General features: G+C 70.6%; 19 protein-coding genes. 15 read left to right on the top strand and 4 right to left on the bottom strand.

The genetic code is table 11. From position 1 onward, the window contains the following. Positions 1–4 precede the first annotated feature (4 nt). Genes paaC through KIH74_RS38660 form a run of 6 tightly spaced genes read left to right on the top strand, consistent with a single transcriptional unit; the run spans position 5 to position 5,351 of the window. Complete coding sequence (gene paaC / locus KIH74_RS16760; protein WP_214156882.1) at positions 5–889, top strand: 1,2-phenylacetyl-CoA epoxidase subunit PaaC; 885 nt, start codon at positions 5–7, stop codon at positions 887–889. A 38-nt stretch (positions 890–927) separates the two neighbouring features. Beyond that, positions 928–1,458: a 1,2-phenylacetyl-CoA epoxidase subunit PaaD gene (paaD, locus tag KIH74_RS16755; RefSeq protein ID WP_214156881.1), complete on the top strand. Its 531-nt coding sequence runs from the start codon at positions 928–930 to the stop codon at positions 1,456–1,458. Continuing rightward, positions 1,458–2,555, top strand: coding sequence for a 1,2-phenylacetyl-CoA epoxidase subunit PaaE (gene paaE, locus KIH74_RS16750; RefSeq protein ID WP_214156880.1), 1,098 nt, complete (start codon positions 1,458–1,460; stop codon positions 2,553–2,555). Before paaD ends, paaE begins: the two co-directional genes overlap by 1 nt. 20 nt (positions 2,556–2,575) lie before the next feature. Next, on the top strand, positions 2,576–3,754 hold the full coding sequence (locus KIH74_RS16745) for a thiolase family protein (RefSeq protein WP_214156879.1): 1,179 nt from the start codon (positions 2,576–2,578) through the stop codon (positions 3,752–3,754). Further along, positions 3,751–4,494, top strand: coding sequence for an enoyl-CoA hydratase/isomerase family protein (locus KIH74_RS16740; RefSeq protein WP_214156878.1), 744 nt, complete (start codon positions 3,751–3,753; stop codon positions 4,492–4,494). The genes KIH74_RS16745 and KIH74_RS16740 overlap by 4 nt, the downstream gene beginning before the upstream one ends. Next, a complete protein-coding gene (locus KIH74_RS38660) occupies positions 4,491–5,351 on the top strand; it encodes a 3-hydroxyacyl-CoA dehydrogenase family protein (RefSeq protein WP_214156877.1) in 861 nt (286 codons plus the stop codon). The genes KIH74_RS16740 and KIH74_RS38660 overlap by 4 nt, the downstream gene beginning before the upstream one ends. On the opposite strand, the gene KIH74_RS16730 is transcribed toward KIH74_RS38660, so the two are convergent. Next, a complete protein-coding gene (locus KIH74_RS16730) occupies positions 5,332–5,961 on the bottom strand; it encodes a TetR/AcrR family transcriptional regulator (RefSeq protein ID WP_214156876.1) in 630 nt (209 codons plus the stop codon). The two genes, KIH74_RS38660 and KIH74_RS16730, sit on opposite strands and share 20 nt — an antisense overlap. A gap of 183 nt (positions 5,962–6,144) precedes the next feature. Here KIH74_RS16730 and KIH74_RS16725 point away from each other — a divergent pair, with 183 nt between their 5' ends. Continuing rightward, complete coding sequence (locus KIH74_RS16725) at positions 6,145–7,266, top strand: NDMA-dependent alcohol dehydrogenase (RefSeq protein ID WP_214156875.1); 1,122 nt, start codon at positions 6,145–6,147, stop codon at positions 7,264–7,266. A gap of 62 nt (positions 7,267–7,328) precedes the next feature. Here KIH74_RS16725 and KIH74_RS16720 read toward each other — a convergent pair whose 3' ends face one another. Together KIH74_RS16720 and KIH74_RS16715 are read right to left on the bottom strand one after the other, a co-directional pair. Further along, positions 7,329–8,774 carry an amino acid permease gene (locus KIH74_RS16720; RefSeq protein ID WP_214156874.1) on the bottom strand — a complete coding sequence of 482 codons (1,446 nt, stop codon included), beginning with the start codon at positions 8,772–8,774 and terminating at the stop codon, positions 7,329–7,331. 175 nt (positions 8,775–8,949) lie between these two features. Next, a complete protein-coding gene (locus KIH74_RS16715; RefSeq protein WP_214156873.1) occupies positions 8,950–9,975 on the bottom strand; it encodes a cation diffusion facilitator family transporter in 1,026 nt (341 codons plus the stop codon). Positions 9,976–10,403: 428 nt separating this feature from the next. On the opposite strand from KIH74_RS16715, the gene KIH74_RS16710 reads away from it, so the two are divergent. Both KIH74_RS16710 and KIH74_RS16705 read left to right on the top strand, forming a co-directional pair. Continuing rightward, on the top strand, positions 10,404–12,023 hold the full coding sequence (locus KIH74_RS16710) for a glycoside hydrolase family 26 protein (protein WP_214156872.1): 1,620 nt from the start codon (positions 10,404–10,406) through the stop codon (positions 12,021–12,023). Positions 12,024–12,202: 179 nt separating this feature from the next. After that, positions 12,203–12,364: a hypothetical protein gene (locus KIH74_RS16705; RefSeq protein WP_214156871.1), complete on the top strand. Its 162-nt coding sequence runs from the start codon at positions 12,203–12,205 to the stop codon at positions 12,362–12,364. A gap of 10 nt (positions 12,365–12,374) precedes the next feature. On the opposite strand, the gene xylA is transcribed toward KIH74_RS16705, so the two are convergent. Beyond that, on the bottom strand, positions 12,375–13,565 hold the full coding sequence (gene xylA / locus KIH74_RS16700; protein ID WP_214156870.1) for a xylose isomerase: 1,191 nt from the start codon (positions 13,563–13,565) through the stop codon (positions 12,375–12,377). A 79-nt stretch (positions 13,566–13,644) separates the two neighbouring features. Here xylA and KIH74_RS16695 point away from each other — a divergent pair, with 79 nt between their 5' ends. From KIH74_RS16695 to KIH74_RS16670, 6 genes are all read left to right on the top strand, one after another. After that, complete coding sequence (locus KIH74_RS16695; RefSeq protein WP_214156869.1) at positions 13,645–14,838, top strand: ROK family protein; 1,194 nt, start codon at positions 13,645–13,647, stop codon at positions 14,836–14,838. Between the two features lie 145 nt (positions 14,839–14,983). Continuing rightward, positions 14,984–17,428: a PAS domain-containing methyl-accepting chemotaxis protein gene (locus tag KIH74_RS16690; RefSeq protein ID WP_214156868.1), complete on the top strand. Its 2,445-nt coding sequence runs from the start codon at positions 14,984–14,986 to the stop codon at positions 17,426–17,428. A gap of 10 nt (positions 17,429–17,438) precedes the next feature. Further along, on the top strand, positions 17,439–19,172 hold the full coding sequence (locus KIH74_RS16685; RefSeq protein WP_214156867.1) for a chemotaxis protein CheW: 1,734 nt from the start codon (positions 17,439–17,441) through the stop codon (positions 19,170–19,172). 130 nt (positions 19,173–19,302) lie between these two features. Beyond that, the gene (locus tag KIH74_RS16680; protein WP_214156866.1) at positions 19,303–21,768 is read left to right on the top strand and encodes a methyl-accepting chemotaxis protein; all 2,466 of its coding nucleotides are present in this window, start codon (positions 19,303–19,305) and stop codon (positions 21,766–21,768) included. Next, entirely contained in the window at positions 21,765–23,339 is a 1,575-nt protein-coding gene (locus tag KIH74_RS16675) for a chemotaxis protein CheW (protein WP_214156865.1), read from the top strand. The genes KIH74_RS16680 and KIH74_RS16675 overlap by 4 nt, the downstream gene beginning before the upstream one ends. A gap of 102 nt (positions 23,340–23,441) precedes the next feature. Continuing rightward, positions 23,442–24,479, top strand: a complete 1,038-nt coding sequence (locus KIH74_RS16670) for an LLM class F420-dependent oxidoreductase (protein WP_214156864.1) — start codon at positions 23,442–23,444, stop codon at positions 24,477–24,479. Positions 24,480–24,490: the final 11 nt, after the last annotated feature.

Raw genomic sequence — 24,490 nt, 5'->3', positions numbered from 1 at the left:
GGGTATGGACGACGTGCAGGGTCTGGGCGCGGACTCGTCGCAGTGGGCCTTCGGCACCGACTTCGAGGACCCGCTGGCCGGGGTGGACACGACGGTGCCGGACGGCGTGGACGCCGGCGAACTGGCGCTCTACTGCCTGGGACTCGCGGACGACGCGCTGATCCTGTCGCAGCGTCTGGCCGAGTGGTGCAGCCGGGCACCCGAGATGGAGGACGACGTGGCCCTGGCCAACCTGGCGCTGGACCTGCTCGGCCAGGCCCGGCTGCTGCTGGCCCGGGCGGCGGCGGCCGCGCCGGAGCTGGTGCCGCGGCTGCCGGCCGGTTCGCCGGTGCCGCCGGAAGACGCTCTGGCGTTCTTCCGCGAGGCCCACGAGTTCCGCAACGTGCGGCTGGCCGAGGTGGCGAACGGCGACTTCGCCCACGTGGTGGTGCGATTGCTGCTGTTCTCGGTGGCCCGGCTGGAACTGCTCGACCGATTGCGCGGCAGCCGCGACCAGGTGCTGGCGGCGGTGGCCGCCCGCGGGGTGAAAGAGATTTCGTACCACCGTGACTGGGCCGGCCGGTGGTTCGTGGTGCTGGCCCGCGGCACGGACACCTCACGTCGCCGGCTGCTGGCCGCGCTCGGTGAGCTGTGGCTGCACCAGCCCGAGCTGGTCGCCTCGCACCCGGTCGAGGTGGCGCTGCCGGGTGTGGCGGTGGACCGGTCGTCCTGCGCGGAGGCGGCGGACGCCGTGCTGAACCAGGTGTTCGTGGCAGCCGGGGTGGAACACCCTGTGGGAAAGGGGATTCGGGGGCCCGGTGGCCGGGACGGGATGCACACCGAGGATCTCGGCCGGCTGCTGGCCGAGATGCAGGTGGTGGCCCGGGCCCATCCGAAGGGGCGATGGTGAACCCGGGCTGGGCCCGGGACGGGGGCTTGGACGGAGGCGTGGTCTCGCGTGCGGTTCGGCTGGCCCTGGCGCGCGAGGTGGCCGCCGGCGTCACCGATCCGGAGATGCCCATGCTCACGCTGGAAGACCTCGGCGTGCTGCGGTCCGTAGATCTGGAAGGCTCCCTGGAAGCCGAGCGAGCGGGTGAACCCGAGACGGTCGTGGCCCGGATCACCCCGACCTATCTCGGTTGCCCGGCGATGGCCACCATGCGTGACGACCTCGTGCACCGGCTGAACGACGCCGGTTTCGCCCGGGTCGAGGTGCGCGTGGTGCTGGATCCGCCGTGGTCGAGCGACTGGATCAGTGCGCGGGGCCGCCGGGCGCTGGCCGCGCACGGGCTGTCGGCACCCGGGGCGGTGCGTCGGGCTCCGGTTCTGACCCTGGGTCCCACCCGCCGCCACCTCACCTGCCCCCGGTGCGGATCGCGGAACACCGCGCTCACCGCGGAGTTCGGCGCCACCGCCTGCACCGCACTCTACCGCTGCGACGACTGCCTCGAACCCTTTGAGCACGTGAAAGAGATCTGATGACGCTCCTGGTTCCGGAGAGCACCCGTGCGGGATTTCACCGGCTGCGGGTGCGCGCCGTCGACCGGCTGTGCGACGACGCCACCGCCATCACCTTCGACGTGCCGCCGGGTCTGCGCCGGGTGTACGCCTTCCGGGCCGGTCAGTCGCTCACCCTGCGGCGTGTGGTCGACGGGGTGGAACACCGCCGCTCGTACTCGATCTGCGCCCCGGTGGGCCGGCCGCCGCGGATCGGTGTGCGTGAGATCCCGGACGGGCTGTTCTCCACCTGGCTGGTGCGGCAGGTGCGGCCCGGCGACGAGATCGAGGTGTCGGCGCCCGCCGGTGCGTGGCGTGCCGATCCGCGGGGCGGCGAGCGGCACCTGTGCATCGCCGCCGGATCCGGCATCACGCCGGTTCTCTCGGTCGCCTCCACCGTGCTGGAGAACGAGAAGTCTCAGGTGTCGGTGCTCTACGGCAACCGCAGCAGCCATTCGGTGATGTTCGCCGAGGAGCTGGGCGACCTGAAGAACCGTTACGGGCCGAGATTCCAGCTGGTGCACGTGCTCTCCCGCGAGCCCCGCGAGGTGGAGCTGTTCTCCGGCCGCCTGGACGCCGGCCGGGTGCGCCGGCTGCTGACCGCGCTGGTGCCGGTCGAGACCTTCGACCAGGTCTGGCTGTGCGGGCCGCTCCGGCTCGTCGAAGACGCCCGGGCGGTGCTCGCCGAACTCGGGGTGCCCGACGGCAGGATCCACGCGGAACTGTTCCACGTGGACGCCCCGCCACCGCCACCGCTCCGGCGGTCCGGTGCAGCGGGCGTGCTGGACGCCACCACAGAACCCACCACCGAACTCACCACCGTGCTGGACGGTCTCGCCACCACCGCCACCGTTTCGCGGGAGACCACGATCCTGGACGGCGCCCAGACCGGCCGCGCCGGAATGCCGTTCGCCTGCCGGGGTGGCGTGTGCGGCACCTGCCGGGCCAGGGTCCGCGGTGGCGAGGTGGACATGCGCCGCAACTACGCCCTGGAACCCGCTGAGGTGGCAGCCGGTTTCGTGCTCACCTGCCAGACCTATCCGCTGTCCGGGTCCGTGACCGTCGACTACGACGCCTGATTCCAGCAAGGGTGGTTCCGATGACCGAAGCCTTCGTCGTCGCGGGTGTGCGCACCCCGATCGGCCGGCACGCCGGTGCGCTGTCCGGGGTGCGGCCCGACGACCTGGCCGCGCTGGTGGTGCGGGAGGCCGTGGCCCGCTCCGGAGTGGATCCGGCCACCGTGGACGAGGTGATTCTCGGCGCGGCCAACCAGGCCGGTGAGGACAACCGCAACGTGGCCCGGATCTGCGCGCTGCTGGCCGGCCTTCCGGAGTCGGTGCCGGGCTTCACCGTGAACCGGCTGTGCGCCAGTGGTCTCACCGCGGTGTCCACGGCGCGGGCCATGATCGCCGCCGGGGACGCCGAGGTGGTGGTGGCCGGTGGCGTGGAGTCGATGACCCGCGCACCGTGGGTGATGGAGAAACCGGCCAGGGCGTTCGGCAGACCGGGCCGGGTGTTCGATACGTCGATCGGATGGCGTTTCACCAACCCCCGATTCGACGCCGCGACCACGGTGGGCATGCCGCAGACCGCCGAGAACGTGGCCCGGGAATGGCATCTGGACCGGGACGAACTGGACGCCTTCGCGTTGCGGTCGCACGAACGGGCTCTGGCGGCGATCAAGGACGGGCTGTTCGCCGGGGAGATCGTCGGGGTGCCGGTGGATGACGGTGTGGTGGAGGTGGACGAGGGGCCGCGCGCCGACACGAGCGCGCAGCGGCTGGCCCGGCTGCGGCCGGTCACCGGCCCGGACGGGGTGATCACGGCGGGCAACTCGAGTTCGCTGAACGACGGTGCGGCGGCCGTGGTGGTGGTGAGCGAGCAGGTACTGCGACGGCACGGGCTGATCCCGCTGGCCCGCCTGGTCGCCTCGGCCAGCGCCGGGGTGCCGCCGCGGATCATGGGCATCGGCCCGGTCCCGGCCACCCACAAGGCGCTGGAGCGGGTGGGCTGGGGCGTGGACGACCTGGACGCGGTGGAGCTGAACGAGGCATTCGCGGCGCAGAGTCTGGCCTGCATCGGGGATCTCGGGCTGGACCCGGACACGGTGAACAGCAGCGGCGGGGCGATCGCGCTCGGTCACCCGCTCGGTGCGAGTGGCGCCCGGATCCTGGTCACGCTGCTGGGCCGGATGGGCCGCATCGGCGCCCGCCGGGGGCTGGCCACGATGTGCGTCGGGGTCGGACAGGGCAGCGCGCTGCTGGTGGAACGGTCATGAGGGCGCCGCTGATCGTGCAGGAGAGCGCGGACCGGGTGGTCTGGCGCCTGAACCGGCCGGAGCGGCGCAACGCCGTCGACCGCGAACTGGTTTCCGCCCTGCACGCGGCCTGCGCCGAGGTGGAGGCGGCCCCGCGGATCGTGCTGATCATCGGCGAGGGCGGCACCTTCGCGGCCGGCGCCGACATCGCCGAGCTGCGGGAGCGCCGTCGGGACGCCGCGCTGCTGGGCATCAACTCGAGCGTGTTCGACCGGGTGCACCGTCTGCCGATGCCGACGATCGGCCTGGTCGACGGCCATGCCCTGGGTGGGGGCGCGGAACTGGCCTACGCCTGCGACTTCCGGATCGGCACCCCGGCCGCCCGGATCGGCAACCCGGAGACCGGCCTGGGCATCCTGGCCGCGGCCGGGGCGTCGTGGCGGCTGCGCGAACTGGTGGGTGAGCCGCTGGCCAAGGAGATCCTGCTGGCCGGAAGGGTTCTCGGGGCCGACGAGGCACGTGCGGCCCGGCTGCTGAACGAGGTGGTGGAGCCCGCGGAGCTGGAACCTGCCGGGCACCGCTGGGCCGACCGGATCGCCGCGCAGGCGCCGCTGGCGGTGCGCCTGACCAAGACCGTGATGCACGCGCCGCGCGGCGCGCACCCGGTGATCGACGACGTGGCCCAGGCCGTGCTGTTCGAGACCGAGGAGAAACAGGCCCGGATGACGGCTTTCCTGGAACGCCGGGCGGGGCGGTCGTGAGCGGGGTTCCGGAGCGCGTCGGGGTCTACGGCGGGGGACGGATGGGCGCCGGCATCGCGCACGTCTTCCTGCTGGCCGGCGCGCGGGTGACCGTGGTGGAGAGCGACGTGCAACAGGTGCACGGCGCCCGCGCCAGGGTTCACAGGAGTCTGGCGAAGGCGGCCGAGCGCGGCGTGCCGGGGGTGGAGGAGGCGCTGGGCCGGCTGCTCGTCACCACCGACCCGGCCGCCCTGGCCGGCAGCGGGCTGGTGGTGGAGGCCGTGCCGGAGCGGCTGGAGCTCAAGACCCAGGTGCTGCTGACGGCCGAGAAGCACGCTCCGGGAGCGGTTCTCGCCACGAACACCAGCAGCCTGCCGGTCGGTGTGCTGGCCGCTGCGCTGGCCCGGCCGGAGCGCCTGGTCGGGCTGCACTTCTTCAACCCGGTGCCGGTGAGCGCCCTGGTCGAGATCGTGGTGGCCGACAGCACCGGCGCCGGCCTGGCCGCCCGGGCCCGGGAATGGGTTGCGGCACTGGGCAGGACGGCGATCACGGTGACCGACTCGCCGGGATTCGCCAGCAGCCGGCTCGGGGTGGCGCTGGCCCTGGAGGCGATCCGCATGCTGGAACAGGGTGTGGGCACGGCCGAGGACATCGACACCGCCATGACTCTCGGCTACCGGCATCCGGCCGGGCCGCTGCGCACCACCGACATCGTCGGGCTGGACGTGCGGCTGGCGATCGCCGAGCACCTGGCCCACGAGCTCGGCCCGCGCTTCGAACCCCCGCTCCTGCTGCGGGATCTGGTGACCCAGGGGCATCTGGGGCGCAAGAGCGGGCGGGGATTCTACGCGTGGCCGATCACGCGCCCGGCCGGCTGAGCCCGTCGAAGGCCAGGCTGGTGAGGGCGTCGGCGACGGTGGCCGGGTCGTCGGGGCCCTCCGGGTCGTACCACTCGGTCAGCGAGTTGACCATGCCGAAGAGCAGCCGGCTGACCAGGCCGGGCGGCAGGTCGGCTCGCAACGACCCCTCCTGCACGGCCTCTCGCACCAGCTCGGCGAGTTGCTCGTCGAGCCGGCGGCGACGGTGCAGGGCGGCCAGTTCCACCTCGCTGTTGCCCCGCACCCGCAGCAGCAGCGTCACACTGGGCCGGTGCGCGATCAGCACCTCGACGCTGCGCCGCACCGCGGTGCGCAGCCGCTGGTGCGCACTCACCCCGGGAACCGGTAGTGCAGCCTCGGTGACCACGGCGGTGAGCTCGTCGAGAGCGGCGTCCACGGCGGCCGACAGCAGCTGCTCCTTGCCGTCGACGTGGTGGTAGATGGCGGCCTTGGTGAGGCCCAGCTCCCGGGCCAGGTCGCCCATGCTGGTGGCGTCGTAACCCCTGCGGTTGAACAGGTCCACAGCGGTGCGCAGCACCGTGGCCTGGTCGTACCCGGGCCGTCCGCGACGGCGGGGGGAGGCGGGCCCGGGCGGCGCGGCACTGGTCACCGGCCCAGAATCTCACGACCGTCCCGGATCCGGGCGCCGGGTGGGCGGATCCGGGCGAAAACCCCCGAAAGCCCTTCCGGAACAGTGTTTCGAGAGGAGACCGGCGCGCGCGGGGGCGAGCCATACCCGGGGGTACCGGGGAAGCTGGCCGGACACCGAGGTCGCCGACGAAAGGACCCGACGATGTCCATCACCACGCGTGTCTCCCTGGTCCGCAGCTCCCCGGGAACCTTCGAGACGGCCACGGTCGAGCTCGACGAGCCGCGGCGGGACGAGGTCACCGTCAAGCTCGCCGCCGCCGGCCTGTGCCACTCCGACGACCATGTGGCCACGGGTGACGTGCCGGTGGCGGTGCATCCGTACGCGGGCGGACACGAGGGCGCCGGGGTGATCACCGCCGTGGGTCCGCACACCGGCGGCTTCGAGGTCGGCGACCACGTCGTGTTCTCGTTCCTGCCGGCCTGTGGCCGGTGCGAGTTCTGCGCCCGCGGCATGAGCAACCTCTGCGACCTGGGCGCCTCGCTGCTCACCGGTGCCCGGGCGGACGACCCGTCGAGCTTCCGGATGTCCGAGAACGGCAAGCCGGTGGGTCAGCAGTGCGGCGTCTCCACGTTCGCCGAGCTGACCACCGCCTCGGTGGACTCCGTGGTGAAGATCGACCGGGACATCCCGCTCAAGCTGGCCGCCCTGGTCAGCTGTGGCGTGCCGACCGGCTGGGGGTCGGCCACCCGGTCGGCGAACGTGCGCACCGGCGACGTGGTGATCGTCATGGGGGTGGGTGGTATCGGCGCGAATGCCGTGCAGGGAGCCAGGTTCGCCGGTGCCCGCACGGTGATCGCCGTCGACCCGGTGCAGTTCAAGCAGGAGGCGGCACGCACCCTCGGCGCCACGCACGCGCTCGGGAGCATCGAGGAGGCCGCCGACCTCGCCCGCTCGCTGACCAACGGGCAGGGCGCCGACTCGACGATCGTCACCGTCGGCCTGCTCACCGGGGATCACGTGGCCCAGGCGCTGGCCTCGATCCGGAAGGCCGGCACGGTGGTGGTCACCGCGCTCGGCGACATCACCTCGGTGGGTGCCCCGATCGCCCTCGGCGACCTGACGCTCATGCAGAAACGGCTCCAGGGCTCGCTGTTCGGCGAGTCGAATCCGCGCCACGACATCCCGAAACTGCTGCGGCTGTACCGTTCCGGCGACCTGAAGCTGGCGGAGCTGATCACCCGGGAGTACTCGCTCGACCAGGTGGCTCAGGCCTACGAAGACATGCACGCGGGCAAGAACGTCCGGGGCGTGATCGTTTTCTAGGCCCGAAATGGTGGACGGCGGGGAGCTTTCGAAAGCTCTCGCCGTCCACCATTTTTTGTCGGTCAGGCCACGTTCTCCGGCTCACGGCGCAACCGGGAGTTGCGGTAACCGTAGGCGCCGTAGATCACCAGGCCGAACACCAGCCAGATCAGGAAGCGCAGCCAGGTCTCGCCCGGCAGATCGGCCATCAGGTAGATCGCGAAGGCGATGCCGATCAGCGGCAGCAGCGGGTTGAGCGGCACCCGGTACGAGCGGGGGAAGTCCGGCCGGGCGTACTTCAGCACGATCACCCCGGCGTTGACCAGGATGAACGCGAACAGCGTGCCGATGTTGACCAGCTTGACGATCTCGCTCAGCGGCACCAGGGCGGCCAGCAGGGCGACCAGGAACCCGAGGATGACGGTGAGCCGGGCCGGGGTGCCGAACCGCGGGCTGATCCGGGCCAGGCGGGGCGGCAGCAGGCCGTCCCGGCACATCGCGTAGAAGATCCGGGTCTGGCCGAACAGGATCACCAGGCAGACGCTGGTGATGGCGACCAGGGCGCCGAACGACAGCAGTGCCGCGGCCCAGGTGATGCCCGCACCCTCGTCGAGGGCCGCGGCCAGCGGGGCGTCGCTGCCGGACAGCTGCTCGGTGCTGGCCAGGCCGACCGCGCCGAGCGAGACCAGCACGTAGAAGATCGTGCAGATGGCCAGCGAGGCGAGAATGGCGATGGGCAGGTCTTTCTTGGGGTTACGCGCCTCCTCGCTGCCGGTGCTGATCGCGTCGAACCCGATGAACGCGAAGAAGATCACCGCCGCCGCGCTGACCACGCCGTCCCTGCCCTCCGGGGCGAACGGGGTGAGGTTGCCGCTGCTGAAGTTGGCGAACGCGATGATGATGAAGAAGACCAGGATGGCCAGCTTGATGCCGACCATCACCAGGTTGACCCGGGCGCTCTCGCGCACGCCGAGCACCAGCACCAGGGTGATCGCGAGCACGATGAACACCGCGGGCAGGTTGAAGATGCCCCCGTCCTCGGGGGATTTCGCGATCGCGTCGGGCAGTTCCCAGCCGAAGGCGTTGTCGAGGAAGGCATTCAGATTGCCGCCCCAGCCGACCGCGATGCCGGCCACCGAGACGCCGTACTCCAGAATCAGGTCCCAGCCGATGATCCAGGCCACCAGCTCGCCGAGCGTGGCGTAGGAGTAGGTGTAGGCGCTGCCCGAGACCGGGATGCTGGAGGCCAGCTCGGCGTACGACAGGGCGGAGAACATGCAGGCCACCGCGGCCAGCACGAACGAGAGCACGACCGCCGGCCCGGCCAGCGAGGTGCCCTCGCCGATCACCACGAAGATGCCGGTGCCGATGGTGCCACCGATGCCCAGGGCAGTCAGCTGGGTGGCTCCGACCGCTCGTTTCAGTTGGGCCTCGCCGTCGGCGGGTTCGGCGACGAGACTGTCGAGGGAGCGGCGGGCGAGCAGGCGTGAGCCCACTCCGTCCCCGCCCGGGCGTGAGGTCAGGGCCATCGCAGGCACCTTCCAGCCGTGGCCTGGGCATGGCACGACGCCGTCGTCCGTGGCGCCCCCTCGCCCGTGACCGGGGTTATCAGAATGCTGTTCTAAGTGAATAAGTAGTAACCCCGGGCTGCGGCGGCCGCCACCCGAACTGAGGAGATCCAGAGGAGGCCGCCGATCCGCGCGCTTACGGCACGAGGGACTTCTCGTCGGGGGAGGAGAGGCTGAGCACCGCGCCGACCACGGCCGGGGAGGCACTGATCCGGGCTTCCAGGGCGCGCAGCCGCACCGCCACGTGCGACTCGGCGTCGTCGCCGCTGAGGTCCACGTCGCCGACGATGGTGACCATCTTCGGCCCGATGATCTCGATCCGCAGGTAGGTGATGCGGTTGACCTCGGGCAGTTCCAGCAGGGCGCGGATCACCTCGGAGCGCACCCGCGGGTCGGCCTCCTGGCCGATCAGGAAGCTGCGGTTGCGCTGGATCAGCACGATCGCCACCACGCCGAGCACCAGGCCGACCAGGATCGAGCCGATCGCGTCGGGCACCGGGGAGCCGGTGATCTGGTGCAGCGCCAGACCGGCGCCGGCCAGCAGGATGCCGATCAGCGCGGCCGAGTCCTCGAAGAACACCGCGCGTAACGTCGGGTCGGAGGTCTCCAGCACGTGCTCGAACACGTCGCGCTGCATCGATGCCGCCTCCGGCCGGGCCTGCCGCAGCGATTGCAGGAACGACGCGCCCTCCAGCAGGAACGAGACCGCCAGCACCACGTAGCCGATGACGAAGTCGCCGGCCTCCTCGCCGTTGATCAGCTCCTGCACGCCGTGGGTCACCGAGACCGCGGCGCCGGCGATGAACAGCCCCAGGGCGGCGAACATCGACCAGACGTAGGCCTCGCGGCCGAAGCCGTGCGGGTGCGTGGCGTCGGGCGCCCGGCGGGAGCGCCGGTTGGCGATCACCAGGAAGATCTCGTTGCCGGTGTCGGCCCAGGAGTGCGCCGCCTCGGCCACCAGCGAGGCCGATCCGGTGAGCACCGCGGCCACCGACTTGGCAATGGCGATGAGGAAATTCGCGACGAAGGCGATGGCGACGGTGAGGGTGCTCTCGCTGCCCGCGTCCTCGCCGGTCTGCTCCAGCGGGATGCGCAGGGCGGCGTGGGCGGGTACCTGGTCGGCGCGGGCGGGCAGCACTTCGTCATTCGGATCACCAGGCATGGGGCAGGTCTAACACAGCCCTCGCGGTCCGGCGCGGCGGTGTGAACCCACCGCAATGGTGGACGACGTCAGGTTTGCACTATTTGATGTCGGCTTCGATCTCGGCGCTCGTCGTACCCACGCTGTCCGCCACGCTGTGTGGTCGTAAAAACAGGCCGATGACCTGCGAATATCCGTGCTGTCCTGCACGGATGCCCCCCTGAGGCATGGGAACAAAAGGGGCGTAGTGACCGGCTGATGACCACCCACGAAACCCGCTCTGAACAGCAGACTCTTCCTGTCCGTCACGAAACATGACACTAAGTGGTGAAACTGTTTGAACTTGACGTGTCATTAAGATTCACACAAACGACCGACTGCACCCTGTTACCTGCGCCGACTCGGCGTGGACGGCAAACACAAGCCATACGACAGGGGAGTGGCAAGGCGTGCTGACCAAGAAACGGGTCGTTGGGGCGACCGCCCTGGTGGTGGTCGTGGCCGCGATCGGTACGGTGCCGGCCATCGCCGGCCAGGATCCGAAGCCGGGCAAGACCGAGGTCGGGAACGCCGTCTCCTGGACGAGTAAGGACGGCGCCGCATACATCTCCGACTTCTCGAACATGCCCCGCAACAAGAAGTGGAAGCGCGAGCACCAGCACGGCACCGGGCCCTACCCCGGTCGCTTCCAGGAAGAGGTGGGCCCGGACTGGAACGCCGGGCACGCCACGCCGGGCGTCCCGACCGGGGCCGGCACCGAAACCCCCACGTCCACAGCGACGGTCACCACCGATCCGAACGTTCCGACGGGCACCGCGACCACTGAGCCGGGCGCCGTCGACAGCACCACGAACACCACGACCTCGACCCAGGAGCCGACCGCGACCGGTGAGCCCACCGGCACGACCGAGCCCACCGGCACGAGCGGCGCGACGGGCACGACGACGGGCACGGCCACCGGGACCCCGACCTCGGGCGGCACCGCCACCCCGTGCGTCACCAGCACCGGCACCAGCACGGGCACGGCCACGGGCACCGCCACCGCCACCGCGTCGGCCACCGTCGGCGAGACCGCCACGCCCACGGAAACCATGACGGCGAGCGACATCCCGGAGCTGACGAGCAGCACGACCACGGCGTCCGGCAAGCTCACGCCCTGCTCCACGTCGAACCGTTCCGGCCTGCCCTGGGGGGCCAGCGGCCTCTACATGCCGGGCAGCAGCGCGGCCAACGCCGAGGCGTTCGCCGCCTGGCGGGGTGCCCCGGTCGATGTCGTCGTGGACTGGCCGGCGCGCCAGACCTGGGACGACATCGTCAATCCCACCTGGATCTTCGACGCCTGGAAAGACACGCCCTACCTGAAGGCCCTGGGTGTGGCGCCGGTTCCGGAGGGCGACAGCAGCGCCACCATGGCGGGCTGTGCGGCCGGGCAGTACAACGACAAGTGGACGCAGTTCGGCCAGAACTTCGTGTCCAACGGCATGGGTGACTCGATCATCCGGCTGGGCTGGGAGTTCAACGGCAACTGGTACAAGTGGAGCGCCAGCAACCCCACCGAGTACGCCGAGTGCTTCCGGCAGATCGTCACCACGGTGCGCGCGGTGGCTCCCGACCTGAAGTGGGACTGGACCGTGAACCGCGGTGTCAGTGCGGGTCTCGCCGACGCCACCCAGGCCTACCCGGGTGACGACTACGTCGACTACGTGGGTATCGACTCGTACGACATGTGGCCCGGGGCGAACAACGACCAGACCTGGGACGAGCACCTCAACGGTGACTTCGGGCTGAAGTTCTGGGCCGACTTCGCCCGGCAGCACGGTAAGAAGGTGACCGTGCCGGAGTGGGGCTGCTACCCGGGCACGGCGCAGGCCGGCCACAACGGCGGCGACAACGCGCTCTACATCAGCAAGATGGTCGAGTTCTTCAAGAGTCTCGGCTCGGACCTGGCCTACGAGGCGTACTTCAACGAAGACGCCAGCTACTACGCCGGGGCGATCTTCGAGCCGGTGCAGGTTCCGAACGCGGCCGGCACCTACAAGGAGCTGGTGGCGGAAGCTTCTCAGGAGTAGTTCACCCGGATGCGGCCGCACCCCCCGAACGGGGGTGCGGCCGCATCGCTGTGTGCCGAACGGGTTACCGGGGCGGGGTGAAAGGTCGACCCGTCCGACCCAACAGCACCTGCTTTCCGCCAAACCCTGTGCCTAGCCTGGGGGCTCGTTCACTCGGGGCCGTGCGGAGGAGGTGCCAGGTGGTTCTGTTCGTCGCTTGCCTGCTCGTGACCGTCGCCGCGGTCGGGGCCGTGATCGGCCTGTACCGGCGCGACGCCCGCAACGCCCGCCGCATCAGTGACGAGGGCAGCCAGTTCCTCGAGACCTTCGAGACCGCACCGCCGCGCCGGTCGGACGACTAGGGCGGTCCGGCTAGGAACGCCCGCCGACGGCGTGCTCCATCGCCAGCTGGTTGAGGCGCACGAAGCCGAAACCGCGCTCGGCCACCGCGTCCACGTCCAGTTCCTCGAAGGCGCTCTTGTCGGCCAGCAGGTCGGCGAGCGTCTCGCCCTCGGCCAGCGTCGGCTGCGAGAGTTCCAGCACGCCAGAGTATTCCAGCGCCTCCTGCACCTCCGGGTCGGCGCGGAACGCCCGGGCCCGCTCGGCCAGCAGCAGGTAGCTGGACATGTTGGCGGCGGCGGAGTCCCACACGCCCTGCTTGTCCTCGGTGCGCGAGGGCTTGTAGTCGAAGTGCCGCGGGCCGTCGTAGGTCGGCCCGCCGCCCGGAAAACCGTTCTCCAGCAGGTCGACCGTGGCGAACGCGGAGAACAGGTCGCCGTGGCCGAACACCAGGTCCTGGTCGAACTTGATGGTGCGCTGGCCGTTCAGGTCGATGTGGAACAGCTTGCCGGCCCACAGCGCCTGGGCGATGCCGGTGGTGTAGTTCAGCCCGGCCATCTGCTCGTGGCCGACCTCCGGGTTCAGCCCGACGATGTCGCCGTGCTCCAGCTCGGCGATGAAGCCCAGGGCGTGGCCGACGGTGGGCAGCAGGATGTCGCCGCGCGGCTCGTTCGGCTTGGGCTCGATCGCGATCCGCAGGTCGTACCCCTTCTCCTTGATGTAGCCGGCCACCGTGTCGATGCCCTCGCGGTAGCGGTCGTGCGCGGCCTTGAGGTCCTTGGCGCTGTCGTACTCCGCGCCCTCGCGCCCGCCCCACATCACGAACGTGGTGGCGCCCAGCTCGGCGGCCAGGTCGACGTTACGGATGATCTTGCGCAGGCCGAAACGCCGCACGCGGCGGTCGTTCGAGGTGAACGCGCCGTCCTTGAAGATCGGGTGGCTGAAGGTGTCGGTGGTGACCATCTCGACGGTGATGCCGGTGTCGGCCAGCGCGCCCTTGAAACGCTCCAGGATCTTGTCCCGGTCGGCGGCGCTGCTGCCGAACGGCACCACGTCGTCGTCGTGGAAGGTGACGTGGGCGGCGCCCAGCTCGGCCAGCCTGGTCACCGACTCGACCGGGTCGAGCCACGGGCGGCTGGCGCTGCCGAACTGGTCCTGGGCCCGCCAGCCAATGGTCCAGAGCCCGAACGAGAATCGGTCTTCAGGGGTAGGGGTTCGCGTCATCGCGTATCACTCCGTCGGCGTTGCAGCGGCATTTAATCTACGCCGTGAATTTATCCGCGGCTGCGGGTAGGGTCAAGACATGCCTCCTCCCGTCGCGCCGGTCAGGCAGGACTGGATGCGTGAGCACAACCTGTCGCTGGCCCTCTCCGCCGTGCTGGAGGCCGCCGAGCCGGTGTCCCGGGCCCAGGTGGCCGCCCTCACCGGGCTGTCGCGCGCCGCGGTGACCAATCTCGTCGACCGGCTGGTGGAGGCCGGCCTGGTGCGGGAGCTGGCCCCGGTGGCGCTTCCCCGCGGCCGTCCCGCCGTTCCCCTCGTGCCGGTGGGCCAGGCCGTCGCCGGGCTCGGCCTGGAGGTGAACGTCGACTACCTCGGGGTGCGGGCGCTCGACCTGACCGGCGCGGTGATCGCCGAGCAGGTGGTGCACGGCGACCTGCGTGGTTCCGAGCCGGCCGAGGTGGCGGGCCGGCTGTCCGGCGTGGCGGCCCGGGTGCGGGACGCCGCGCAGGCATCGGGTGCGCGGGTGGCCGGGGCCACGCTGGCCCTGCCCGGCCTGCTCGACTCCTCCGGCGTGCTGCGCACGGCGCCCAACCTGGGCTGGCGGGATCTGGACGCGGTGGCGCTGCTGCCGCCCGGTCTGGTCGATGGGCCGGCCGGGTTCACGGTGGCCAACGAGGCCGACCTGGCGGCCCGGGCGGAGATCCGGGCCAGAATCACGGACGACGAAAAACCCAGCTTCTTCTACGTTTCCGGTGAGATCGGGATCGGCGGCGCGCGAGTCCTCGGCGGTGAGCTCAGCGCCGGGCGGCACGGCTGGGCCGGCGAGATCGGCCACGTGGTGGTGGGCTCGTCCGGCGGTTCGCTGATCCGGCTCGAAGACGTGGCCGGGCAGCGAGCCCTGTTGCACGCGGCCGGGCTCCCGGCCGGTGCCGGTGCGGCCGAGTTGGCGGCCGCGGTCACGGCCGGATCGCGGCGGGCCCTCGACGCGGTGGCGGCGGCCGGCCGGGCCCTGGGCATCGCGCTGGCGGCTGTCGCCCACATCTCCGACGTCGACCAGGTGGTGCTGGGCGGCACCTTCTCCGCCCTCTTCGACCAGCTGGCCGGACCGGTCGGGGCCGCGCTGGCCGAGCTGGTGGTGTTCAGCGACTGGGCCCCGGTGCGGGTGGACCGCGCCCGGGCGGGTGACTACGCCGCCCTGACCGGCGCGGCCCACACCGTGATCGACCGCCTGGTGGCCCGGCCCAGCCTGTGGCTGAACCCCGGGCCGGCTGCCTGAGCACGGCCTGACAGCAGCACGGCCTGACAGCCGCTTTCCGTCACGGGCGTCACCCGGACGGCTGATTGTTCGGCGTCGTCGCTCAAGCGGTGGTTGCGCTCCGTCGATCGTCCGGGCAAGGTCACCGAGCGGGGGAGGTCGGCGGGTGTCTGACGGTGGCGTCGAAGAGGAACTGGCCCAGCTACGCAGCCAGGTCGAGGCGTACGGACGGGGGCAGGCCCGGGCGGACTACGCGATGGACGGCACGGTGCTCTCGGTCAACGACCGGTTCGCCGAGCTGATCGGTTGCGCCCCGGGCGAACTGGTCGGCCGCAACCACGCCACGCTGGTGCCCGAAGAGGTGGCCGCCTCGCCGGAGTACGAGCAGATGTGGGCCGAGCTGCGCGCGGGCGAGAACCCGACGGGCGAGTTCCGCCGGGTCTGGCAGGGCCGGCGCGACCTGTGGATCCGCTCCACCTGGACGCCGGTGCGCAACATGCACGGCGAGGTGATCCGGGCGGTCGAGTACGCCCTCGACATCACCGAGGCCAAGCGGGCCGCCGCCGACGCGCAGGGCAAGATCGCAGCGATCGACCGGTCCCAGGCATCGATCGAGTTCGACCTGGGCGGAACGGTTCTCGACGTGAACGAGAACTTTCTGGAGACCATGGGCTACCTCCGGGAGGAGGTGGTCGGGCAGCACCACAAGATGTTCGTGCCGCCGGACGAGGCCCGCTCGGGGGCGTACCGGCAGTTCTGGCAGCGGCTCGGCGAGGGCGAGTTCATCTCCGGCGAGTTCCACCGGGTCGGCAAGGACCGGCGCGATGTGTGGCTCCAGGCGGTCTACAACCCGATCCTCGACATCGACGGAAAGCCCTGGAAGGTGGTGAAGTACGCGGTCGACGTGACCCAGTCCAAGCGCCGCAACGCGGACTTCGAGGGCAAGGTGGCGGCGATCGACCGGTCCCAGGCGGTGATCGAGTTCGACCTGAACGGTGTGATCCAGAGCGTCAACGAGAACTTCCTCCAGACCATGGGGTACGACCGGGAGGAGGTGGTGGGCAAGCACCACCGCATGTTCGTGGCCCCGGTCGAGGCCGCCTCCGAGGAGTACCAGCGGTTCTGGCGCCGTCTGCGGGAGGGCGAGTTCATCTCCGGTGAGTTCCACCGGCTGGCCCGCAACGAACGTGACGTGTGGCTCCAGGCGATTTACAACCCGATCCTCGACCTGGACGGAAAGCCCTGGAAGGTGGTCAAGTTCGCCACCGACATCACCGAGAGCAAGGTGCGCAACGCGGACTTCGAGGGGAAGATCCAGGCGATCGACCGGTCCCAGGCGGTGATCGAGTTCGACCTCCAGGGCCATGTGCTCGCGGCCAACGACGCCTTCCTCGGGCTGATGGGGTACCGGCTGGAGGAGGTCGTCGGGCGGCACCACCGGATCTTCGTCGAGCCGCAGGAGGCGGCGAGCCCGGCTTACCAGGTGTTCTGGGACAAGCTGTCGCGCGGCGAGTTCGACGCCGGGGAGTACCGCCGGGTGACGAAGAGCGGCCAGGAGGTGTGGATCCGGGCCACCTACAACCCGATCCTGAACGCCGAGGGCAAGCCGTTCAAGGTGGTGAAGTTCGCCTCCGACGTGACGGCAGACAAGCTGCGCAACGCCGAGTACGCCGGCCGGGTGGCCGCACTGGACCGGGCGCAGGCGGTGATCGAGTTCGACCTCGAGGGGAAGATCATCGACGCCAACGACAACTTCCTGCGGACGATGGGGTACACGCTGCGCGAGATCGTCGGGCAGCACCACAGCATCTTCTGCACGCCCGACTACGTCACCTCCGAGGAGTACCGGGACTTCTGGTTACGCCTCCAGCACGGGGAGTTCCGCTCCGGAAGCTTCCACCGGGTGGGCAAGTTCGGCCGCGACGTGTGGATCCAGGCCAGTTACAACCCGATCCTGGACCTGGCCGGGCGGCCGATGAAGGTGATCAAGTACGCCTCCGACATCACCCAGCAGGTGCAGCTGGAGAGCCGGCTGAAGTCCAAGACCGAGGCGATGAACGGGGTGGTGCAGCGGCTGGCCGAGTCGATCGAGGCGATCTCGATGAGCACCTCGGAGGCCAGCCGGTGGGCCGGTTCCACCCAGGACGACGCCCAGACCGGCTCGGCCGCGCTGCGCGAGTCCACCGAGGCGATCTCGCTGATCCAGCGCAGTTCCGTGCAGATCGGCGAGATCGTTCAGGTGATGAGTGATATCGCGGATCAGACGAATCTGCTGGCGTTCAATGCCTCGATCGAGGCGGCGCGGGCGGGGGAGCACGGTCTGGGGTTCTCGGTGGTGGCGGGTGAGGTGCGGAAGCTGGCGGAGCGTTCGGCGGACGCGGCGCGGGAGATCTCGAAGCTGGTGCAGGAGTCCACGCGTCAGGTGAACGAGGGCGCGGAGGTGTCGCGCAAGGCCGGTGAGTCGTTCGAGGACATCGTCTCCAGCGTCGGTCACACGAGCAGCTCGATCGACCTGATCGTGCAGGCCACCCGCACCCAGGTGGAGGCCTCGGCCGAGGTGTCCTCACTGATCACGGAGCTGCTGGGATCGGCACCGGACCGGGCCGTCTGAGGCCGCCCGGATGAGCGGCTCGGCCAGCCCGGCAACCATCACCGCCGATCACGAGACCGCGGCGACCTACGGCCTTTTCGCGATCGGTGAGGCCTGCATCGCGCTGCCGCTGACGGCGGTGCGCGAGGTCACGCCGTGCCCCGCCGACCTGGCGACGCTGCCGGTGAGCGCCCCGGGCCTGCTCGGCGCGCTCAACCTGCGCGGCCAGGTGATCCCGGTGCTCGACCTGCTGGCCATGAACGGGGCGGCCGGGCCGGCCGGGGGCGGCAGCCGGGTGATCGTGGTGGTGCTGCACGAGGGCCGGCTGGCCGGCCTGGTGGTCGACGGGGTGCACGGCGTCACCGCACCGCCCGCCCTCCAGGAACTGGGGACGGCGAACGCGCTCGCCGGTCAGCAGCGACTGCCGGTGTCACACACCTTCCCCGCGCCCGGCGACGGCGTCATCGTCAGTGTGCTCGACGTGGAAGCGGTGTTCTCGATGCCGGGCATCCCGGTGATGCTCGACGGCCGGGGCACCGGGGAGGGAGCGTTCAGCGGCGGTGCCTCGCACGGCCCGGACGCCGAGACAGTGGACGCGGCAGACCTTTCCGGATCGATGCTGCTGGTGCGTTGCGCCAACCACCGGCTCGCCGTGAGCATCGACGCGGTGCACACCATCGTCCCCCGGGTGCAGGTGCGCAGCTCGCCGCTGGCGCACGGGGCCTGCCGGGGCGTCACCGACTACAACGGCACCGAGATCCCGGTGTTCGACCCGCTGGAGCTGGCCGGACTCGGCGAGCTGTCCGGCGACGACACCGAGGGGGTGGCCGTCCGCTTCCAGGAGGGCCTGGTGGTGATGCTGCTGTCCGAGGTGCTCGAGCTGATCCCGGCCTCGGCCGCGGAGCGGTTCGACCTGCCCGCGGTGCAGGTGCCCGGATGCCAGTACCTGGACGGTGTGATGCGGGTGCCCGGCCGGGGCGACTTCCTCTCCCTGGCCGTCAGCCAGATTCTGCGGCACGACGACCTGAACGCCCTGAGCCGGATGAACTCCCGGCAGCCCGGTGGCGAATCCGGCCAGGTGCCCGCGCAGCGCTCGTCGGACTGGTCGCGGGGGCCGGACGGGGAGAGCGAGGGCACGGCCCGGGCCGGCGGCACCTACCTGACCTTCTCGCTGGCCCCCGGCGAGAAGGACTTCGCGGTGCCGCTGGAGCAGGTGCTGGAGATCCTGCCGTTCCCGGAGAGCTACTCCATCTTGCAGGACGGCGATCAGGACGTGCTCGGCCTGTTCACCCACCGCGACACCGTGGTTCCGTTGTTCCGGCTCTCCGCCCTGATCGCACCGCAGCAGCACGACGGCCTGATCTACGTGCTGGTGGTCACCGCCGGGCCGGACCGCGGGCACGCCGCCGGCCGGGCCGAGGACGCCCAGGTGGTGGGCCTGGCGGTGCACGCGCTGCGGGCCATCGAGCACTCGGTGTGGGAGGACCCGGCGGTGCCCGACCCACCTGCCGGTGCGGAACCCGGCGAACCGCCCACCCTGCCCGAGGCGCTGGCCCGGCGGCGGGCGATCCGGGTGACGGCGATCGGGACGTCGGACGAGCCGCGCATGCTCTCCCGGGTGGATCTGGCCGCGATCGGCGGCGCGCTGGTCCCGGCCCCCTCGTCGTCCACCATTGAGGTCTTCGACGGCGAGTATGCCGATGAGTACGACGGCGAATATCCCGGGGACGACCTGGACGCCGTGGGTGACCCGATCGGACCCTGATCCCCGACGGTCGCGTCTGCCACGTGGGTGACAGCCGTGCCACCTCCCGCAATTCTCCTTCCCCGTCTCCGACGGGGGCGCTGCACAGGCCAGCCGCAGGCCTGTTCAGGTCGGGGAACGGAGAACTGAGTTGTCGGACGAGAAGGCCCTGACGGGCGACGGGCACGAGAGCGTCGCGGAGCTGAAGAGCCAGGTCGAGGCATTCGGTCGTGGCCAGGCGGTCGCCGAGTACGCGCCGGACGGCACGGTCGTGAAGGCGAACGAGATGTTCGCCGACCTGATCGGGTACGGCGTCGCCGAGATCCTCGGCCGTCACCGCAGCACGTTCGCCCCGCCCGAGGTGATCGAGAGCACGGGCGAGTACGCCGACCTGTGGGAGGAACTGCGCTCCGGCGGCAATCCGGACGGCGAGTTCCGTGAGGTCTGGCAGGGCCGCAACGAGGTCTGGATCCGCTCCACCTGGATCCCGGTGAGCGACGAGTCCGGCCGGGTGACCAAGGTGGTGGAGTACGCGCTCGACGTGACCGCCGGCAAGCGGGCAGCGGCCGACGCGGCCGGCAAGATCCAGGCGATCTCCCGCTCGCAGGCGGTGATCGAGTTCGACCTGTCCGGCGAGATCCTCGACGCCAACGAGAACTTCTGCGAGATCATGGGTTACGCCCGGCAGGAGCTGATCGGCCAGCACCACAAGCTCTTCGTGCGGCCCGAAGACGCCCGGTCGGCCGCCTACCGGCAGTTCTGGCAGAAGCTCGGCGACGGTGAGTTCGTGGCCGGCGAGTTCCACCGGCTGGCCAAGGGCGGGCGCGACGTGTGGCTCCAGGCCACCTACAACCCGATCCTCGGCATCGACGGAAAGCCCTGGAAGGTGGTCAAGTTCGCGGTCGACGTGACCGAGGCCAAGCGCCGCAACGCGGACTTCGAGGGCAAGGTGGCAGCGATCGACCGGTCCCAGGCGGTGATCGAGTTCGATCTGAACGGCAAGATCCTCTCGGCCAACGACAACTTCCTGGCCACCGTCGGCTACGAGCGCGCCGAGGTGATCGGTCAGCACCACCGGATGTTCGTGCCCCAGGAAGAGGCCGACTCGGAGAACTACCGCGAGTTCTGGCGCGCCCTGCGCGAGGGCGAGTACAAGTCCGGCGAGTTCCACCGGCTGACCAAGGGCGGGCAGGACGTGTGGCTCCAGGCCACCTACAACCCGATCTTCGACATGGACGGAAAGCCCTGGAAGGTGGTTAAGTTCGCCTCCGACGTGACCGCCGCCAAGCTGCGTAACGCCGACTTCGAGGGCAAGATCCAGGCGATTCAGCGCTCCCAGGCGGTGATCGAGTTCGACCTGGACGGCAACGTGCTGGAGGCGAACGACGCGTTCCTCGACCTGATGGGCTACCGGATGGAGGAGATCCGCGGGCGGCACCACCGGCTGTTCGTGGACGCCGAGGAGGCCGCCCGCCCGGAGTACCAGTTGTTCTGGGAGAAGCTCTCGCGCGGCGAGTTCAACGGCGGGGAGTACCGGCGGATCACGAAAACCGGTAAGGAGGTCTGGATCCGGGCCACCTACAACCCGATCCTGACCGCCGAGGGCAAGCCGTTCAAGGTGGTGAAGTTCGCCTCCGACGTGACGGCCGACAAGCTGCGCAACGCCGAGTACGCCGGTCGCGTGGAGGCTCTCGACCGCGCCCAGGCGGTGATCGAGTTCGACCTGGACGGCAGGATCCTCGCGGCGAACGACAACTTTCTGCGCACCGTGGGCTACACCGAGAACGAGATCCTCGGGCAGCACCACAGCATGTTCTGTAGCCAGGAGTACGTGCTGTCGGAGGACTACCGGGACTTCTGGCTGCGCCTCCAGCGTGGTGAGCTGCGATCCGGAAGGTTCCACCGGGTGGGCAAGTTCGGCCGGGACGTGTGGATCCAGGCCAGTTACAACCCGATCCTGGACCTGGCCGGGCGGCCGATGAAGGTGATCAAGTACGCCTACGACATCACCGACCAGGTGCAGCTGGAGCAGCGGCTGAACGCCAAGGCCGACGCGATGAGCGAGGCCGTGCAGCGGCTCACCGAGTCGATCGAGGCGATCTCGATGAGCACCTCGGACGCCAGCCGCTGGTCGTCGTCCACCCAGGAGGACGCCCAGGCCGGCGCCCAGTCGCTGCGCGAGTCCGTGGAGGCGATCACCCTGATCCAGCGCAGCTCGGCGCAGATCGGCGAGATCGTGCAGGTGATGAGTGATATCGCGGATCAGACGAATCTGCTGGCGTTCAATGCCTCGATCGAGGCGGCGCGGGCGGGGGAGCACGGTCTGGGGTTCTCGGTGGTGGCGGGTGAGGTGCGGAAGCTGGCGGAGCGTTCGGCGGACGCGGCACGGGAGATCTCGAAGCTGGTGCAGGAGTCCACGCGTCAGGTGAACGAGGGCGCGGAGGTGTCGCGCAAGGCCGGTGAGTCGTTCGAGGACATCGTCTCCAGCGTCACGCACACCAGCACGTCGATCGACCTGATCGTCACCGCGACCAAGACCCAGGTGGAGGCCTCGGCCAGGGTCAGTCAGCTGATCCAGGAGCTGCTGGGCGCCTCCGGCCACGGCCGGCCGCTGTGAACACCACCTACGGCCTGTTCGCCTCCGGCGACGCCTGCGTCGGCGTTCCGCTGGCCGACGTGCGCGAGGTGACGCCCTGCCCGGACCGGCTGGAGGTACTGCCGGTCACCGCCCCCGGCCTGCTCGGGGCGGTGAACCTGCGCGGCCAGGTGATCCCGGTGCTCGACCTGCTGGCCATCGAGGGCCGGGCGGAAAAGCCTTCGGGAGAGGCCGAATCGGGACCGCGCCGGGTGATCGTGGTGCTGCTGCACGAGAACCAGCTGCTCGGGCTGATCGTCGACGGGGTGCACGGCGTGACCCGCCCCGGCGCGATGACCCGGATGGGCACCTCGGACGGCAGCGACCTGCTGGTGTCGCACACCTTCGCCCGGCCGGAGACCGGGAACATCGTCAGCGTCATCGACGTCGACGCGATGTTCGCGCTGCCCGGTGTGCCGGTGGTGCGCGAGGAGGGCCGGGCCGACGGGGTTTTCGCGGGCGGTGACCCGTCGGCCGGGTCCGGGGGCGGTGCCGGCGCGGCGATGCTGCTGGTGCGCTGTGCCGACCACCGGCTGGCCATCGCCATCGAGTCGGTGCACACCATCCTGCCCCGGGTGCGGGTGCGCAACTCCCCGCTGCGGCACGGCTCGTGCAAGGGCGTCACGGACTACGACGGCACCGAGATCCCGGTGTTCGACCCGCTGGAGCTGGCCGGGCTGGGCACGCTGAGCCGGACCGGCGGCGAGGAGTCCGAGGGTGTGGCCATCCGGTTCCGCGACGGCCTGGTGGTGATGATGCTGTCGGAGGTGCTGGAGCTGATCAATGTCGGCGCGGTGGAACGGTTTCCGCTGCCCGCCGTGCAGGTGCCCGGCAGGCGCTATCTGGACGAGGTGCTGCGGGTGCCCGGGCACGGTGACTTCCTCAGCCTGGCCGTGCCCGCGATGCTCGAGCACGACGACCTGAAGGCACTGTCGCGGCTCAACACCCCGCACGAGAACACGGTGCCCGCCCAGCGTTCCGAAGGTTCCGGTGGTGCCGCCGGCGACAGCTGGGACGGCGCAGGCGCCTCCGGGGACACCTACCTGACCTTCGCGGTGACCCGGACCGGGGCGAAGGACAAGGAGTTCGCGGTGCCGCTGCGCGAGGTGGTGGAGATCCTCGAGTTCCCGGAACGCTACTCGGTGCTGGAGGCCGGGCACGACCAGATGCTCGGCCTGTTCACGCACCGCGACACGGTGGTGCCGCTGTACCGGCTCAGCCGTCTGCTCGGCGTGCCGGACTCTCCGCTGGAGTCCGCGTACGTGCTGGTCGTCAGCACCGACCCGGACAGCACCAGCGGTCAGGTGGCCGGTCTGGTGGTGCACGGGCTGCGGGCGATCGAGCGGGCGGTGTGGCAGGACCCGAACCCGAAGCGCTCCGGCCACCCGGACGGGTCGCTGGAGGCGGCGCTGAACGACGTCACCATGCTGCGGGTGGCGGCCATCGGCACCGCCGACGAACCCCGCATGCTGGCCCGGCTGGACCTCTCGGCGATCGGGGCCGCGCTGGTCCCGGCCCTCTCGTCGTCCTCAAGCACCTGGGTGGCCGCGTGAACCGCCCGGAGACTGGCGGATAGCTCACACCCGGTGCGGGGGCGGGGCGGCAGCGCGGGGAGCATGATGCCCACGTCAGCCACTTCGAGCCCGGAGGCGCGCGTGCGGATCGGTATGCCCCTGCCCTACGCCGGAAGTTTCACCGAGACGGCAGATCTGCTCCCGGACTACCGTAAGGCCGGGCTGTCGATCGTCTACGTGGCCGAGGCCTACAGCTTCGACGCGGTCAGCCAGCTCGGGTTCATCGCCGCCCGGGTGCCCGACCTGGAGATCGCCGCGAACATCCTGCCGATCTACACCCGCACGCCGGCCCTGCTGGCGATGACCGCGGCCGGGCTGGACCATGTCTCCGACGGCCGGTTCACCCTCGGGCTCGGCGCCAGCGGGCCGCAGGTGATCGAGGGCTTCCACGGGGTGCCGTACGACGCCCCGATCGGCCGCACCCGCGAGATCATCGGGATCTGCCGTCAGGTGTGGCGCCGGGAGAAGCTGGAACACGCCGGGCGGTATTACACGATGCCGCTGGAAGGCGGCACCGGGCTGGGCAAACCGCTGAAGCTGATCAACCATCCGGTGCGCGAGCGGATCCCGATCATGATCGCGGCGATGGGCCCGAAGAACGTGGAGCTGGCCGCCGAGCTGGCCGAGGGCTGGGCGCCGTTCTTCTTCCGGCCCGAGGGCGCCGACCAGGTCTGGGGCGAGGCGCTCGCGGCCGGGAAGGCCCGGCGTGACCCGGCTCTGGGGCAGCTCGACGTGGTGGTGCCGGTGGCGGTGGCGATCGGGGACGACGTGGAGCCGCTCGTCGACCAGGCCCGTCCGCTGTTCGCCCTCTACCTGGGCGGGATGGGGGCCAAGGGCAAGAACTTCTACTTCGACCTGGCCGTGCGCTACGGCTACGAGGCCGAGGCCACCCGCATCCAGGAGCTCTACCTGGCCGGGCACCGCGACGAGGCGGCCGCGGCGGTGCCGCGCGAGCTGCTGAAGTCGCTGTCGCTGATCGGGCCGCGGTCGTGGGTGGCCGAGCGGGTCGAGGCGCTGCACCGGGCGGGCGTGACCACGCTCTCGATCACGCCGCACGACCGTACGCACGCCGACCGGGTGCGCACCATCGAGACGCTGGCCGACCTGCTGCCCGGATGACCTGCTGCCCA

This window comes from Kineosporia corallincola (assembly GCF_018499875.1).
GTDB lineage: Bacteria > Actinomycetota > Actinomycetes > Actinomycetales > Kineosporiaceae > Kineosporia > Kineosporia corallincola.
Note: the sequence above shows the minus strand (reverse complement) of the source record. Positions and strands in the feature narration are given on the sequence as shown.

Bases quoted from the DNA above. Each gene is read 5' to 3' on its own strand.
- paaE (WP_214156880.1), top strand. From the start codon at position 1,458: ATGACGCTCCTGGTTCCGGAGAGCACCCGTGCGGGATTTCACCGGCTG.
- KIH74_RS16740 (WP_214156878.1), top strand. From the start codon at position 3,751: ATGAGGGCGCCGCTGATCGTGCAGGAGAGCGCGGACCGGGTGGTCTGG.
- paaC (WP_214156882.1), top strand. From the start codon at position 5: ATGGACGACGTGCAGGGTCTGGGCGCGGACTCGTCGCAGTGGGCCTTC.
- KIH74_RS16725 (WP_214156875.1), top strand. From the start codon at position 6,145: ATGTCCATCACCACGCGTGTCTCCCTGGTCCGCAGCTCCCCGGGAACC.
- KIH74_RS16720 (WP_214156874.1), bottom strand. From the start codon at position 8,774: ATGGCCCTGACCTCACGCCCGGGCGGGGACGGAGTGGGCTCACGCCTG.
- KIH74_RS16695 (WP_214156869.1), top strand. From the start codon at position 13,645: ATGCCTCCTCCCGTCGCGCCGGTCAGGCAGGACTGGATGCGTGAGCAC.
- xylA (WP_214156870.1), bottom strand. From the start codon at position 13,565: ATGACGCGAACCCCTACCCCTGAAGACCGATTCTCGTTCGGGCTCTGG.
- KIH74_RS16715 (WP_214156873.1), bottom strand. From the start codon at position 9,975: ATGCCTGGTGATCCGAATGACGAAGTGCTGCCCGCCCGCGCCGACCAG.
- KIH74_RS16745 (WP_214156879.1), top strand. From the start codon at position 2,576: ATGACCGAAGCCTTCGTCGTCGCGGGTGTGCGCACCCCGATCGGCCGG.
- KIH74_RS16685 (WP_214156867.1), top strand. From the start codon at position 17,439: ATGAGCGGCTCGGCCAGCCCGGCAACCATCACCGCCGATCACGAGACC.